Raw genomic sequence first — 15,485 nt, forward strand, 5'->3', positions numbered from 1 at the left:
CCTGTGGTTTCTTTGGCTAACATGCACCTTGCCGCAGAGCTCTACCTCCTGATTTAAACCCTTTGTAGTCAGTGACCAGCGTCAGTGGCACCGCCCTGCCCATTCATCTCAGGAGAATTCATCCGTGCGCGACCGACTCTCTATCCGCTCTTACACTGTGCACGCCAACAGCCATCTGCATGACTATCATCAGGTTGTGATCCCCCTATCCGGGTTCATTGAAATGGAACTGGGAGACAGTGGCAAACCGCTGCGGGCGGGGCTTGGGGATTGCGTGGTGATCCGCTCAGCCACGCGCCACGATTTCCGGGCCTCCTCAGCTTTTCGCTTTTTAGTCGCCGACCTCTGTCAGCTACCGGATAACCTGGCTCATTCTGAGGTCACGGATTTCATCCTCGATGCCCCGGCACTGGCATTTGCGCAATTTGTTGATTCGCAACTAAGCAGCGAGGTGGACAGCAGAATTGAAGAGAAAATGCTGGCTCTTTTTCTCGATCTGCTTGCCCGTCAACGCTTTGCCGCGCCGATAGACAGCCGGATTCAGAAGGCGCTGCAGGTAATGCGTGATAATCTGGCCATGCCACTCACCATAAAGCAGTTAGCCAGTGTCGCCTGTCTGAGCAGCACCCAATACAAAACTCTGTTCAAAGCCAGTATGGGCATGACCACTTTTCAGTACCTGACCAAGTTACGTATGGAGCGGGCACGGGCTCTGTTGTCTCACTCCGATCTGCCGATTGCTCTGATTGCCGAACAAGTCGGTTTTGTGGACCCCTCTGCGTTCAGCCGTAGTTTCAGCCGTTATTTTGGCCAGCCGCCAAAATATTTTAACGCCCGAAGAGGCTAACCACCGCCGGACATAACAACATCGTTTCAGCGCAGTAAAGCGTCTTTTCAGCACAATTTTTTCTTTTGGTTACGATACGATTTCCCGGTCACTATTTATTTCACAAGGCCGGTTTATGCGTAACAAGTACACACTCTATTCTCCGCAAACACTGACGGCTCTGGCACCGGTGCTATTCTTACTGATGTGGAGCAGCGGAGCGGTGATGGCTAAGGTGGGGTTACAATACGCCTCCGTATGGAGCTTCCTGATTGCCCGTTCAGCCATTTCTTTGCTTCTGATTTTAGTGCTGTCAGGCCTGTTCAGGGGCTGGCGATTAATCCGCTTGCCGACTCTCGACAGGCCAACGCAGCGTAATGTGCTGGGAGCAGGCCTGCTGGTGCAGGCCGGCTATCTGAGTGGCTATTTTCTTGCTCTGCAGCACGGCTTATCGCCGGGTATTGTGACCGTGATCCTTGGATTACAGCCGCTGCTCACCCCATTGCTGACCCGACAAAAACAGAGCGGCTTGGCCGTATTGTGTCTTATGGGTGGCTTTTTCGGGCTGTGCCTTGCTGTCGCGGGCTCCTCCTCTGGTGCTGAGCTGAACTGGACGGGGCTCCTCTGCGCGATTCTGGCGCTGCTGGCCATCACCTGGGGTACGATTTTTCAAAGCCGCATCACTCTTGATACCATGGATTCCATGTTGTACCAGAATAGTCTGGCACTACTGGTGTTTAGCCTGATTCAGTTATTTCAGCCCTGGCACATGGTCTGGAATCCGGAGCTGATCGCTTCCTTGCTGTGGATGAGTGTCATTGTATCAACCGGGGCCGTATTGCTACTGATGCTGATGCTCAAACAACGCTCTGCCAGCCAGGTCAGCGTGCTGTTTTACGCGATTCCGGCTCTGGCCATGCTGTTTGATTTTATCTGGTTTGACACCCGGTTATCCCCTTTATCGCTCTCAGGTGTCGCTCTGGTCGCTGTCAGTGTCTGGCGCTATACCCGGCATCAGACTCGCTCACAGCAAGCCAGCGCGACTCAGCCCCCCTGCCAAGCCGAACTGGCTGCAGAGCAGGGGCATCACAAGGGCTGAATATCGAGCCGGGAGAGCAGTGACGGGAATCCCCAGCCATCCTGCCCCGCATGCACGGGCTCCCCCGTCAGATACTCATAAATGGTCGGCGCCAGTGAGCCGTTGACCTGACTATGAATCGGTCCGGCATCCGGGCCGATCGGTGTCCCCCAGAAACCAAGAAAAGCGTCTTTTTCGAGGTAACTTTCACCGGCATGGCGACCCGGAAACCTTGGTGTTGTAGCCTATCCCTTCGCGTGGAAACAGATTCACACTACCCGCTCTGTCCTCTTCATAAATTGCGGCCAACTGGTTGACTGAGTCGGGGCGGGTACTGAAACGGGTTAAATCACGCCACTCAGCAGATGTGCACCAACTGGTTAGGTCATCTTCACGTGCGCGGTACAGGCATTTATCCACCAACTGACCATAATGATCGAGCGCTTTGTCATCCGGTGCGGGCAAATACGGATTGAGCACCTGAACATCCAGCAAGCGAACCTGTCCGTTGCGACTATCTCGATTGCGCTGTTTACCATGGAGATCGCTGTTATTAAGCGCAAAATAGAATAATTTATCCCCCTGACGGCGAATAATTTCATCGAACCGCTGCCCGTCACGCTCGCCAACCAGACGCACGCTGCACTGCTCACTGCCACATGCTGATTCTCGCACCACCAAGTAATCGAGAGTATCGCCCAGGCGCCGGACACTTTCACTGATGATGTCCAGCGCTTTGTCTGCCTGCGCGGGCTGCCAGCGGGTCAGTTCCTGATAAACCGGCTGCACATCCCAACCTGCACGGGCATTAAAGAAGTCGAGCATGTAGTTGCCGCCGGCTGTCGATGCCACCACGACATCAACTCCGCGGTAAGCGGGCGGATCAATGGCGTTGGTCAGTTTCGGACCTTCACCTTCGTCCGAGGAAATTTTTTCCACCGTGATCGGATAACCAAGATCATCCTGCATCGTCCTGAAAATCTGTTGCTCCGGATTGAGAGTATAGTAAACCGGGGCCAGGCCATGGTCGCCGGCCATCCCCCACAAGGTGCGGTCGTATACCCCGGCCTGACGATACACATCCTCAAGCCGGCCCAGCCAATAATCAAGCCGGTTAAGTTCGCCGGTCGGCATCAGAATCTCATCGCTGAACGGCCCGGAAAAATGAGCGAAATGATCCGGCCAGGGATTATAAATCAAGGTGTAGTCCGGCATCCCCTGAATGTCCTTGCTGGCATAATCACTCAGTGTCTGCTGCAACGCCCATTTACGGCTTAAGCGCGTCAGGACATCCCATTTGCCGATCTGCTGGTAACCCGCAATTTGTTCAATCAACGCCCGGCGCATTGCACTGAGTTCTTGTTCCACCCCGGCACGGGCTGCCAGTTCACGCAGACAGCGCTTTTCACCAAAATCGCGCTGCGCTTCTCCAACGCCAAGATTAATCAGTCCATCGTAAGTGACATGGGCATTCCAGTCATACTGGGCATTGCAGTTGAGTGTTTTAAGATAGTCGAGACGATCAAACATGGTTTGCATCCCGCGCTCACCGGCCAGGCGATCGAGTTGCAACGCATCATTGCCGTAAAAATAGTAGGCACGATCCTGCTGTCGGTCGACGAAATGAAAGTTCGGAATACCTGTTCCGCCCGGGCCGGTCACTTTGGCTCCGGTTTTTATCAGAGGCAAATTACGCACACTGATGGTCGGCGTTGAAGAAATCCCGACTTCAGCGATCGCGCGATGCTGACTGTGGTACAGCCGTTTAAAAAACGGCAGATAATTGGGATCGCGGTAGGTCTGTTCAGCCAGCGTCTGCAGAAAGCGAGTCTGCTGCTGATGGTCAGGACTGGATGTGGTGAGCGGCGATTTGAGCGCAGGTGCAGCAAGGTGTCGCTGATAAGCATGGCCGATAAAAGGCAGTTCCGGCTTGACCAGACCCTGCATCAGCCCTTGCTGCAGGCCGTCAACCGTCACTTGAACCGCAAAACGGCGCTGCTCCAGACCTTGTAAAAACGCCGCCACTTGAGCCGGAGACTCATCCAGTGTATCAACCAGCCAGTCATTGAGGCGTTGAGTACGTTCCTGCTGATACACGTACTGTCGATAGCCTTTGAGCACATTGAGGCGGACAAAATCAATCAGTGAAACCGTCACGGCCTCAGCTTTATTGTTGTTTTTGTCTGCATTTTCCGGTTTAGCATCGTCCAGTACCGCCTGCACGGCATGCTTGATGTCGCCCTCTTCCATTCCGCCTGCTGCTCTTGTCAGCAAGCCGACGACGACAGGCTCTATTTTGGCGACTAATGCCCTGTCCTGCTCGCTATCAGTCAGATACTGGTAGTGCGCCGGTAGTTGGTCGAGATCCTGCCACTCTCCAATATCCACCAGCGCATCGTACAGGGTCACCAGGGTGGCAATAAACTCACGATCAACTTTAATCCCTTCCTGATGAGCCTGGTCCTTGCTGTGAGTGGCCGGTGCCGATTGTGCTTGCTCGCCAAGATGATACAAGCTGTGCTGAAAGCCGGTTAACGCTCTGTCGTCATAAACACCGCTCAAATATGATTTGAACTGATCGCCAGCCGCCATGCCGCTGTAGCGGTCATAGTACTGGTATAAAAAATGGTTCATCGCGGATTGGCGGGAACTTAAAACAAAAACGGTAGTAAGTGATAAGGTTACATCGCCAAACACAACCTTACACAAACTACCGTTTTCATGCCGAATCATACTTTCCTATCCTCGTTTCTGGGAAGGCTTTCATGTCGTAAAGTCTGTACAAACGTCTTCTCTCATCACGATTACTCTCCAACCCAGCACGACTGCTCGATGTTCATGTGGGCAACATGTTCAAGCCATACATGATTATCAGTGGCGCACGATTAAGGAAGCGACGATTCTCGGCGTACCCGTCGAGCTATCCCTACAAACAAGGCGTATAAAGTGCCCTGACTGCGGTATCAAAACCGAATCTATTTCTTGGCTTGAACCTTTTGCTCGCCTGACTAACCGCTTAAGACGTTACATTGAGCAGTTGCTGCCTCTTCTTCCTATCAAACATATCGCCCAGATGACGGGGGTTCATTGGCATACGATTAAGGCGATAGATAAACGTCGGCTACAACATGCGGTGCCAGAGGTTAACTGGGCAGAGCTGAGACAGCTGGTCATGGATGAGTTTGCTCTCTTCAAGGGACATCGTTATGCCACTGTTATCGCGGATGCTAAGACGCATCAAGTGCTTTGGATAGGCGTTGGACGCAGCCGAAAAGATATCCGTCCCTTCTTTGAATTACTCGGTGAGCATGGCCAGAACATAGAAGCGGTTGCAATGGATATGAATACGGCTTTCGACCTCGAAGTGCAGCGACATTGTCCTAACGCCCGCATTGTGTACGATTTATTCCATGTGGTCGCAAAATTTGGTCGGGAAGTGATGGATAGAGTCAGAGTTGACCAAGCTAATCAACTCAAACAGGACAAGAAAGCGCGCCAATGGGTGAAACGTTCACGCTGGGTTCTCCTCAAAAACAGAGGTAATTTAGACAGTAAACAGGAGAGCTATCTGAGTGAGATACTGAGTATGAACAAAGACTTAATGGTGACGTATTTACTTGGCTCTCAGCTAAAAGAGTTATGGAGGTGCGAGTCAGAAAGCGAAGCGGAAGACTTATGGGACGTATGGTGGGAGCAAGTTCAAGAAAGCGGGATCAAGCCGCTTATGGACTTCGCGAGAAAGCTCAAACCGTATCTTCATGGCATCGTTGCTTCTGCAAGCTACCCACTCAATACCTGTACGCTCGAAGGGATAAACAACAAGATAAAGTTAATCAAACGAATGGGCTACGGCTACCGAGATATCGATTACTTTTTTTTAAAGATAAAAGCGGCTTTCCCCGGAAAGCCGCGATGAACCTAAAAAATAGCCCAACGGAATCGCATAGGCCGGATTGGAAATCTGGCCTATCACCCGCGCTTTTACCCCCGCCTCCAGCGGCAGCGTCAGTATATAGCTGTCCAGCGTAACGCCGGCGATGGTAAACAGCGTCGCATCACGCGCCACCACGGTGGAATAACTCAGGGTTGATACCACCTGGTTTTTCAGGATTTCTCCTGCATTGAATACCCCGCCAATCAAGGGTGCATCTCCTAACGCAGCACCAGCTGGTGCCGCCAATCCCATCGTGCATACCGCGCTCAGTACCGAGCGGCGCAGGGTGCTCTTTGCTGTTCCCATCTTGCTCATCAAGCTTGTCCAGTCATCCTTTTGCATATATGGCCCTAACCATAGCACTGGCGTCTAAATTTTCGATGTTGATGACCAAGATTTGTGAAATGCACTCTATAACCAGATAGCGACGCCAAGTTCATTATAAAGATCATGGGGTTATGGAAAGCAAATCCTGCGCTGCTGATGGCATGGCAACCGTGGCAGAGAAAGAGTTCTCGTTTTGACATAGCGACGAACGGACTACGCTGTTAACATACGCCACCTAAAGTTGACCCGGTTACCAGGGCATTAAGTTTATCTGCGCAGACTACTCCTTCCGCAGTCACTTTTTTATCTTATCAACAAGCAGAATACACCACATGCAAAACCCCGAAATCTCCACTTCGCCTTCACTCTCTCGTCAGCTGTTTCAAATGACCTGGCCAATGCTGTTTGGCGTCTTATCCCTGATGAGCTTTCAGCTGATTGACAGTGCCTTTATCGGCCAGCTGGGCGTCCTGCCTCTGGCGGCGCAAGGCTTTACCATGCCGATTCAGATGATCATCATCGGCGTTCAGGTCGGCCTAGGCATCGCGACGACCGCGGTGATTTCACGCGCTTTGGGCGCAGGTCAGGCTAAGTATGCCCGTCAGCTTGGCGGTTTAGTGGTCGCCATAGGGAGTATTGGCGTGGCCGTGTTTGGTATCCTGCTCTACTGGCTGCGTGAACCGATTTTGACGCTGCTCAGCGCACCACAAACAATCTTCAGTATTATCGACAGCTACTGGATTTGGTGGGTTATCAGCGCCTGGGTCGGCGCGGTACTTTATTTCCTCTACAGTCTGTGCCGTGCCAACGGCAATACAATGTTGCCGGGCACCATCATGATGCTGACCAGCGTACTCAACCTGGTACTCGACCCGCTGTTTATTTTCGTGTTTGACTTTGGCATTAACGGCGCCGCCATGGCAACCATTGTTGCCTTTGGCATTGGTATCGTGATCGTGGCGCCGCGTGTGTCCTCGAAACACTGGATGCTGTTTGACTGGAGCGATCTCGATATCGCCCAAAGCATTCGCTCTATCGGCCACATCATGGGGCCGGCGATGCTGAGCCAGTTACTGCCGCCACTCTCTTCGATGCTGGCAACCAAATTACTGGCGGGGTTCGGTACTGCGGCGGTTGCCGCGTGGGCGCTGGGATCGCGTTATGAATTTTTTGCCATTGTGTCTGTACTGGCGCTGACCATGTCCATCCCGCCGATGGTGGGTCGCTTATTGGGGTCAAATCAGGTCGGTGACATCCGTAAACTGGTGGCCATCGCGATTCGTTTTATTCTGATTTTCCAGCTGTTTATTGCATTGGTTACCCTGGCTCTGTCCACCCCGCTGGCCAGCCTGATGACCAGCGAAAGCAGCGTTGAATCGATTCTGAACTGGCATCTGATGATTGTGCCGCTCAGCCTGGGGCCATTGGGGGTCTGTATGTTGATGGTGTCCGTCGCAAACGCTTTGGGTAAGTCGTATGTCGCGCTGACGATTTCCGCACTGCGCCTGTTCGCTTTTTTCCTGCCGTGTCTATGGCTGGGAGCGCAACTCGGCGACTTAAAAGGTCTGTTTATCGGTGCCTTTATCGGTAATATTCTGGCCGGAGCCTCGGCGTGGAGCCTTTACCAGCGCACCTTATACCGGATTGAACATCAAGCCGCACGGGCTTAACCGGCTTGGCAATCTGCGGCCGACCTATGTTAGTGAGCTTAAATCCCATACGCTGACCATTAAAAAAGGCGCTCTGTTGAGCGCCTTTCGTTTCGCAGATTATCGCATTAACGGTTGCGACGAGTTTCTACTGCATTAGCCAGCTGGCGCAGCAGTGTCTCAGTATCTTCCCAACCGATACATGCGTCAGTAATCGACTGACCGTAAACCGGCGCTTCGCCAGCAACCAGATCCTGACGACCTTCAACCAGGTGAGATTCAACCATCACACCGAAGATAGCATCTTCGCCGTTTGCAATCTGACCCGCAACGTCTTCACCCACCACCATCTGGCGCTGGTACTGTTTCGAGCTGTTAGCGTGGCTGAAGTCGATCATCACTTTCTGAGACAGACCTGCACCTTCGAGTTTATGTTTCACTTCACTGACGTGAGCTTCGCTGTAGTTCGGCTCTTTACCACCACGCAGAATGATGTGGCAGTCAGGGTTACCCGCGGTTTCCACAATCGCAGAATGACCGTACTTAGTTACTGACAGGAAGTTGTGTGACGCACTGGCTGAACGGATTGCGTCCGCAGCGATCTTGATGTTGCCATCAGTACCGTTTTTGAAACCAACCGGGCAAGACAGACCAGAAGCCAGCTCACGGTGAACCTGAGATTCAGTGGTACGCGCACCAATCGCACCCCAGCTGATCAGATCGGCCACGTATTGCGGCGTGATCATATCCAGGAATTCGCTTGCCGTCGGCATACCCATGTCAGTCAGATCAAGCAGCAGTTTACGACCAATACGTAAACCATCATTGATCTCGTACGTATCGTTCAGGTACGGGTCGTTGATAAGTCCTTTCCAGCCAACAGTAGTACGCGGTTTCTCGAAGTAAACACGCATCACCACTTCCAGCTGACCGCTTAGCTCTTCACGCAGCGCTTTCAGGCGTTTACCGTATTCCAGCGCTGCCTGAGGATCGTGAATCGAACATGGACCGACAATCACCAGCAGGCGATCGTCTTTATCCTGCATGATGTTATGAATAGCGCTTCGGGCCTGAAAAGTGGTTGAAGAAGCAACTTCAGTCGCCGGAAACTTCTCCAGAACAGCAACTGGCGGTAATAACTCTTTAATTTGTTTAATATTTACATCATCGGTTTGGTACATTGCTTACTTCTTCCTGTTACGTCTTGCTGCTGACTATTCGAACGGAAATAGTCTCTCCCAGAGCAGTGTCGACTTGCTACCCTCGTAACTTATCCACTTCGCCCAGCAAGAGCAAGCATTATTTTTTACCAAAAGCAATATATGTAAATTATTTACACTTTACATTAGGTGTAATTATTTATTTACAGGTGTAATAGCTGAGAAAAAACCGACTCGTTTCTAATGCAAGCTTTTGTTTTTCATCAACATTCAGCACTGGTTTCAACCCCATCAGTTGCGGCCAGAAACAACCACCTTTAATCAGGCTGTGCAACTGCACATTGGTAAACTCAACGTCAGTAATATTGAGCTGCCCTTTGTCCGCCTGATGTTTCAGCCAGCGTGCGAGCTGAGTTTCCTTACTGGCCATTTGCTCTGACTGCTGAGCCAGCTCTTGTGGTCGGTACAGATAGTGACCCAGCACCACACGCGCCAAGTCAAGGTATTCACCCGAACTCAGAATATCAATTTCACTCAGCAGCAACTGCTCTAACTGTTGCTGCAACGGCAGTGACGCAAGTTGGTCTGAATCGATAAGATTAGCCGTCGCCTGCCACAGATTGGCCAGTAAGGTCATCACCAGCGCCTCTTTTGAAGCAAAGTGATTGTAGACGGTACGCTTGGACACCTGCGCCATCGCGGCGATTTTGTCCATGCTGGTGTTCTGCGCACCAAATTCGCGAAAAGCGTCCATTGCGGCTTGAAGTATCGCTTCGCGCTTCAATTCACTACGGGTCTTTTTCATTTCGACTACCTGGTTCATTTCAATTACCTGGGTGTTCATGATCGTTTTCTCAATAATACACTAACCGAGTTAGTTACACTATGCAGTGTACTTTACTAAACTTCTCGGTGTACTTTATTAAACTACCCGGTTTACTTTATTACACTAGGTAGTTTACTTTTTAGGTTGAGATATGTAAACTACACCGACTAGTTTACTTAAAACCTTATTGCAATCGTCACAAACGTTTCATTTTTTTAGTGAACACTATGCCTGAACCCATTGTGTGATTGCGACAACAAGAAGGACGCCTATGAATATCGAATCTACATACGAAACTTCCCAAGAGCTTCCGATGCGCAACGGCAAATTTGCCAACAGCGAAGTCGTCAATAAAAACACACTGCGTGATTTTCTCTCGATCTCTTGGGCCTATCTGACTTCCGAGCGTGAGGAGACTACCCCAAAAAAGCCAATGCCTGTTCAGGAGATCTCTGCTGAGCAGCTTGATGAAGAAAACGAGGATGTGGTTTATCGCCTTGGCCATTCAACCGTATTAGTCAGACTGGACGGCCAGTGGATCCTGACCGATCCTGTGTTCAGTGACCGGGCATCACCGGTGCAGTGGATGGGCCCCAAACGTTTCCATCAACCGCCGATTGCCCTGCAGGACTTACCGGCGATTGATGTGGTACTGATCAGTCACGACCACTATGATCATCTCGATAAAGCCGCGGTAAAAGTTCTGGCTGATAAAGTCGGCTGTTTCCTGGTACCACTTGAACTGGGCAAACTGCTGATCAAATGGGGGTTACCGGCAGAAAAAATTCACGAGTTTTCCTGGTGGCAAAGCGCGAAACTGGGCTCCATTGAATTTGCCTTTACCCCGACCCAGCATTTTTCCGGTCGCGGACTTAATGATCGAAACAGCACGTTATGGGGCAGCTGGGTGATGAAAGGCGCGCAGAAATCGCTATTTTTCAGCGGGGATTCCGGCTATTTCAGCGGCTTTAAACAGATCGGCGAGCGTTTCGGCCCGTTTGATTTAACTCTGGTTGAAACCGGTGCGTACAGTTTTCTCTGTGGTCGGAAGTTCACATGTTCCCCGACCAAAGCCTGCAAGCGCATATCGATTTACGCGGTAAAGTAATGCTGCCGATTCATAACAGCACATTTGATTTGTCCCTGCACCGCTGGTACGAACCGCTGGAACAGGTTGCCGCACTGGCGCACAACCTGAACGTTCAGGTCACGACGCCCATGATAGGCGAGCGCATGGTGCTGTCCGAGCCTAAACCACTGGAAAAATGGTGGCGCAGTAGCGTAACCACACCTGTCGCCGATGTCGCGCCACAACAGGCTTATGATGCGACCTAATACCCACAACTGACCTAGTACTCACGACTGACCAGTATCCACGGCAGACAGAGGGAGGAAACACGACTTTCCTTTTATACTCGATGGATTAGGGTGACATCCGGGTCAGAGCAGTCCGGTAGGGCGATGATGCCCAGAGTCGATAATTGCACTTTACCACCGCCAGCAGTAAACATGCCGCGCACAGGTTATGTAACACTGCCGCCCAAAGCGGTAAACTCATCACGACATTGGCCATGCCGAGCAGCACTTGTAGCATCAGGATGCCCAGCACATGACCGGCCAGTTTATTTTCCTCTGCTGCCCGCAGTTTCATCACCAGTATAGCGACGACCAGGATAGTCAGTATGGCTCCAAATCGGTGAGCGACATGAATCGTCAGCCGCGGTCCATAATCCAGCACGCCAAACTCATAGCTGTCATGACCATAGTGAATCGGCGTAAAGGCCGTTTTGAAATCCAGATGCTGAGTCCAGTTACCTTCGCATATCGGTAAACTGCTGCACATCAACGCGGCATAATTGGAAGACGTCCATCCTCCCAGCATAATCTGCCCCACCACCACCACCAGTGCAGCACCAGCCAGAGCACGCAGCGTTCCACTTTGCGCCCGCATCGGCTGAGAATTCGAACCCGGTGATAATTGCCAGTAAAGCAGGAACAAGGCACACAACAGGCTCAATCCTCCCAACAAATGCCCCATGACCACCAAAGGCAGCAGCTTGAGTGTCACCGTCCACATGCCGAGCACCGCCTGGAAAATAACGATGGCAGCAATCAGAATCGGCAGTCCGATCGCCACCGGCCGATAACGGATACACAGGGTTGTAATGGCAAACACCACCAGACCCAGCGTTGCGGCAAAGTAGCGGTGGATCATTTCAGCCCAAGCTTTCGCCGGCTCCACCTCCAGGTGCGGGTAGAGAAACTCAGCCTTCTTCAGGGCATGATCTGACAGGGGAACCGTAAAGTGACCGTAGCATCCGGGCCAGTCCGGGCAACCGAGCCCGGCATCGGATAAGCGGGTATAGGCCCCGAGAATAATCACCATCAGAGTCAGTAGCAGACTGAAACGCACCAGAGAGAGCAAAACCGTTGCACGGACTGCTTGGCGGTGAGTGATGGCTGATAACCTGTGTTTGTCTGTTGGATGAGTCAGCATAGCCTCCCCCTGTCCTGTTTAACCCACGCGGGATAACTTAAGCAGCTTACGCATATCAGCCAGCATATTACGACTCAGCGCTGCCTGCTGCTCCGCTGGTGCGGTATAGCCCATGACTAACTGACCAAGCGGGTCAATGATCACCATTTGCACAGCACCAACCGTCTGCATAAAACGTTGATTGACTGTTATTCGGGGCAAAGTCAGGTCCCGAATGGCATTTAAATCGCTGACGGCACTGAGCAAGAGTACCGGACTGACCCGCCCTTGCTCTTTACCTAATGCGGTATGGCTTTGGGTCAGCAGATGAAGTTGCTGGCGGCAAACATCATCACATTTATCGGGAACCAGATAAGCCATCTGCCAGCGACTGTGCTGCAAGGGATTGTTTATCCCAAGCTGGCTCAGTGTGACACGCGGTTCAATTAAAGTGCCTTTATTGGTGATACCGCTCTGATACCAGTGGTTGGAGAGCACCGCTTTGGCAACCAACGCCGGCAGCGCAAAAAACAGCACGATGGCGATAAGAATCACGCGACCTTTGGTTTTTGCTTGCGTTTTTGCTTGCATAGTTGCCTCCTTGCTTCGTTTGGTTTCATTTGGTTTCGTTTGGCTCAGCAGCCTCAAATCCGGCCCGCACCGGCTCACTGCGAGTTTGGCGATTTGGGCTGATGCTTTCGATCCGGACTATGTTTTGTCTTGTCCGCACACGACAAACGCATATCGCGGGCTCGCCGCCGATACTTTTTCAACAGCAGCAGTGAAATCAGTGCCAGTACGGTCGCCATAGTGAACCACTGCAGTGCATAGCCAAAATGCTTGCGCGAACCCATCGCCAGAGGTTGCCAGGGCTGAGCATAGGGCCAGCCTGACTGCTGAGGTTGCAGTACCGCCGGAACAACCGGTTTCTCCAAGCCAGCGCGACAATTCAGTCAGATTGAGATTCTGAATCCGGTGCGGATTACCCGCCTCGATGAGCAGCTGCGAACTGAGCGGATTAAGTGAGCGGGTGTACAGCCGGCCGGTTAAACTCTGCACTTGTTGCAGCCATTCAACTTGCGGCAGCATACTGCGCTGCAATCCGGCGGCAACAAAACCACGTTCGACCAGCAGCCAATCACCATCTGCCGTGCGTCCCAACTGATAGGCCAGATAGCCAACCTGTCCGTCCATCGTCTGGTTGTCGAGTAAAAAGGTGCGGGTGGTATCAGGTTGGAAAGTGACTTTTACCTTCACACCGGTCATCTGCTCCGGGGCATACGTTGCCAGCGCCTGTTTAAGACTCACCGGTGCCATCTGCTGATAGCCGGCCAGGCGCGATTCCAACAGCTGCTTTTCCTCGCCACGCGTCCACTGCCAAAGTCCCAATTTGACCAACAAGATAAATACAGCCACAGTTAATGCCATCCCCAACCACATTTTCCCCCGCCCGCGCAAAGGAGGCACCATGCTGCCACTGGCTGTGAAAATCGTTCTGGTCTTACTCTTGCTGTTCATCATTGTTAATCTCGCACGAGCCTTGATCCACATGGTCAGAGAATCAGATGAGAGAGAGAACCAACGCCCGATGAGTCACTATCTCGGGCGGCGCCTGATCCTGTCCGCCTGTGTGGTTCTGCTGCTGATCTTCGCTTTGCTAAGTGGCTGGCTGCATCCTAATACCAGCCCGTACTGACGTACTCCGGAACCGGTCCTCTTTTTTCTGCGGCCCGCCGTTTTAAAGCACGTAAACAAAGACAAACAGACACAGCCACACCACATCCACAAAGTGCCAGTACCAGCTCCCGGCCTGAAAAGCAAAATGGTCTCTGGGCGTAAAATGATCCTTGGCAATACGACCGAGCAGAACAATGAGAAACAGTGTGCCCAGACAGACGTGCATGCCATGAAAACCGGTCAGTAGAAAGAAGGTGTTACCGTACACGCCGGATTGCAGAGTGAGCCCCATCTCATGATAGGCATGGGCATACTCAACCCCCTGGAAGTAGAGGAAAAAGCCGGCCAGCACTATGGTAATTTCCAGCCATACGATCAAGGCCATGCGCCGGTTACGCTCCAGACTGAGATGGGCCATATGTAACGTGACCGATGACGCCAGCAGAATAATGGTATTTTTCAGCGGGATACCCTGCCACGGCATTGCCTGAGTGGTTGTGCCATCAGGTGTGCTCAGTAATGGCCAGATGGCCTCGAAACCAGGCCACAAGACTTCATGGGTCATCGCATTATTACTGGCTCCGCCCAACCAGGGGACTGCGACCATACGGGCGTAGAAAAGCGCACCAAAAAAGGCACCAAAAAACATCACTTCCGAAAAAATGAACCAGCTCATTCCCTGACGAAAAGAGCGCGCTATCTGCGCCGAGTAGAGCCCGGACATCGACTCCATGATCACACTACGAAACCAGCCGGCCAGCATAAACAGCAACACAAAAAAGCCGCCAAACAGAATGATTTTACCAACCACGCCTCCGGCGCTGTCACTACCGGCATGCTGCACCGTGATACCCGCTCCGACCGCGAGCAAAAACAGGGCGACGGCCCCCACAATCGGCCAGTGGCTCTGGGCCGGAACATAATAAGCAGGGCTTTTATTACTCATGATTTGCTCCTTGAGTCACCGCTTGTCCCAAGCGGGCCAGTGATTGTGGATCCGCTTTAGCCGTAATGTTGTACAGGGTATAAGACAGAGTCAGGGTGTGAATCGACGCTGGTAAGTCCGGTTCAATGTAAAAAATCAGCGCCATCTCGGCCTCACCTTGTGCTGCCAGCGGCTGCTGATTGAAACAAAAACACTCGATTTTATTAAAATAACCCGCCCCCAGTCCCGGCGATACCGAGGGCACGGCCTGCCCCACTATCACAGATCCCGATACATTGTGGGCATGATAGGCGGTCTGTATTACTTCACCCGGATGCACATCCATATGAGTAACCTGCGGACCAAATGTCCAGGGCATGCCCTGAGTGATGTGAGCCATAAACTCAACCCGTACGGTGCGTGACATGTCAATCTGCATCCCCTGTGGCTGCACACTGGCCTGATTGCTGGTTTTACCGTTGATGCCCAGTTGCTCGCACATAATGTCGTACAACGGCACCAGAGCAAACCCGAACCCGAACATCAGACACACCGCCAGCAATAGTTTGAAGGTCAGCTTACGATTGCGGGTCTCAGAAACAAGGCG

The 15,485-nt window shown here is 52.0% G+C and carries 11 protein-coding genes and 4 pseudogenes; 6 read left to right on the top strand and 9 right to left on the bottom strand.

Annotation, left to right across the window (positions count from 1 at the left end; translation table 11 throughout):
- The first annotated feature begins 124 nt into the window (after window positions 1-124).
- Complete coding sequence (locus ABDK09_05675; GenBank protein ID XAW87679.1) at window positions 125-847, top strand: helix-turn-helix domain-containing protein; 723 nt, start codon at window positions 125-127, stop codon at window positions 845-847.
- A gap of 115 nt (window positions 848-962) precedes the next feature.
- The gene (locus ABDK09_05680; protein XAW87680.1) at window positions 963-1,925 is read left to right on the top strand and encodes a DMT family transporter; all 963 of its coding nucleotides are present in this window, start codon (window positions 963-965) and stop codon (window positions 1,923-1,925) included.
- Here the strand turns inward: ABDK09_05680 and ABDK09_05685 are convergent.
- Window positions 1,913-4,538, bottom strand: a pseudogene (locus ABDK09_05685) (alkaline phosphatase family protein). The gene ABDK09_05680 and the pseudogene ABDK09_05685 sit on opposite strands and share 13 nt — an antisense overlap.
- A 94-nt stretch (window positions 4,539-4,632) precedes the next feature.
- Here ABDK09_05685 and ABDK09_05690 point away from each other — a divergent pair.
- Window positions 4,633-5,820, top strand: a complete 1,188-nt coding sequence (locus ABDK09_05690) for an ISL3 family transposase (GenBank protein XAW88474.1) — start codon at window positions 4,633-4,635, stop codon at window positions 5,818-5,820.
- A gap of 3 nt (window positions 5,821-5,823) precedes the next feature.
- Here ABDK09_05690 and ABDK09_05695 read toward each other — a convergent pair.
- Window positions 5,824-6,090 (bottom strand): annotated as a pseudogene (locus ABDK09_05695) (hypothetical protein).
- Between the two features lie 407 nt (window positions 6,091-6,497).
- On the opposite strand from ABDK09_05695, the gene ABDK09_05700 reads away from it, so the two are divergent.
- Entirely contained in the window at window positions 6,498-7,835 is a 1,338-nt protein-coding gene (locus ABDK09_05700) for an MATE family efflux transporter (GenBank protein ID XAW87681.1), read from the top strand.
- A gap of 107 nt (window positions 7,836-7,942) precedes the next feature.
- Here the strand turns inward: ABDK09_05700 and aroG are convergent, their stop codons facing one another.
- Both aroG and ABDK09_05710 read right to left on the bottom strand, forming a co-directional pair.
- Window positions 7,943-8,995, bottom strand: coding sequence for a 3-deoxy-7-phosphoheptulonate synthase AroG (aroG, locus tag ABDK09_05705; protein XAW87682.1), 1,053 nt, complete (start codon window positions 8,993-8,995; stop codon window positions 7,943-7,945).
- 178 nt (window positions 8,996-9,173) lie between these two features.
- Window positions 9,174-9,818, bottom strand: a complete 645-nt coding sequence (locus tag ABDK09_05710; GenBank protein ID XAW87683.1) for a TetR/AcrR family transcriptional regulator — start codon at window positions 9,816-9,818, stop codon at window positions 9,174-9,176.
- A 253-nt stretch (window positions 9,819-10,071) separates the two neighbouring features.
- Here ABDK09_05710 and ABDK09_05715 point away from each other — a divergent pair.
- A pseudogene (locus tag ABDK09_05715) lies at window positions 10,072-11,135 on the top strand (MBL fold metallo-hydrolase).
- An 88-nt stretch (window positions 11,136-11,223) separates the two neighbouring features.
- On the opposite strand, the gene ABDK09_05720 reads toward ABDK09_05715, so the two are convergent.
- The 3 genes from ABDK09_05720 to ABDK09_05730 form a co-directional block, all read right to left on the bottom strand.
- On the bottom strand, window positions 11,224-12,297 hold the full coding sequence (locus ABDK09_05720; protein ID XAW87684.1) for a COX15/CtaA family protein: 1,074 nt from the start codon (window positions 12,295-12,297) through the stop codon (window positions 11,224-11,226).
- Window positions 12,298-12,315: 18 nt separating this feature from the next.
- On the bottom strand, window positions 12,316-12,867 hold the full coding sequence (locus ABDK09_05725; protein ID XAW87685.1) for a hypothetical protein: 552 nt from the start codon (window positions 12,865-12,867) through the stop codon (window positions 12,316-12,318).
- A gap of 117 nt (window positions 12,868-12,984) precedes the next feature.
- On the bottom strand, window positions 12,985-13,704 hold the full coding sequence (locus ABDK09_05730; protein XAW87686.1) for an SURF1 family protein: 720 nt from the start codon (window positions 13,702-13,704) through the stop codon (window positions 12,985-12,987).
- A 40-nt stretch (window positions 13,705-13,744) separates the two neighbouring features.
- Here ABDK09_05730 and ABDK09_05735 point away from each other — a divergent pair, with 40 nt between their 5' ends.
- On the top strand, window positions 13,745-13,972 hold the full coding sequence (locus ABDK09_05735) for a DUF2909 domain-containing protein (GenBank protein XAW87687.1): 228 nt from the start codon (window positions 13,745-13,747) through the stop codon (window positions 13,970-13,972).
- Window positions 13,973-14,014: 42 nt separating this feature from the next.
- Here ABDK09_05735 and ABDK09_05740 read toward each other — a convergent pair whose 3' ends face one another.
- Together ABDK09_05740 and ABDK09_05745 are read right to left on the bottom strand one after the other, a co-directional pair.
- Window positions 14,015-14,899 carry a cytochrome c oxidase subunit 3 gene (locus ABDK09_05740; GenBank protein ID XAW87688.1) on the bottom strand — a complete coding sequence of 295 codons (885 nt, stop codon included), beginning with the start codon at window positions 14,897-14,899 and terminating at the stop codon, window positions 14,015-14,017.
- Window positions 14,892-15,479, bottom strand: a pseudogene (locus ABDK09_05745) (cytochrome c oxidase assembly protein). The gene ABDK09_05740 and the pseudogene ABDK09_05745 overlap by 8 nt, the downstream one beginning before the upstream one ends.
- Window positions 15,480-15,485: the final 6 nt, after the last annotated feature.

Origin of the sequence: Vibrio sp. CDRSL-10 TSBA, from assembly GCA_039696685.1 — a bacterium.
Lineage (GTDB): Bacteria > Pseudomonadota > Gammaproteobacteria > Enterobacterales > Vibrionaceae > Vibrio.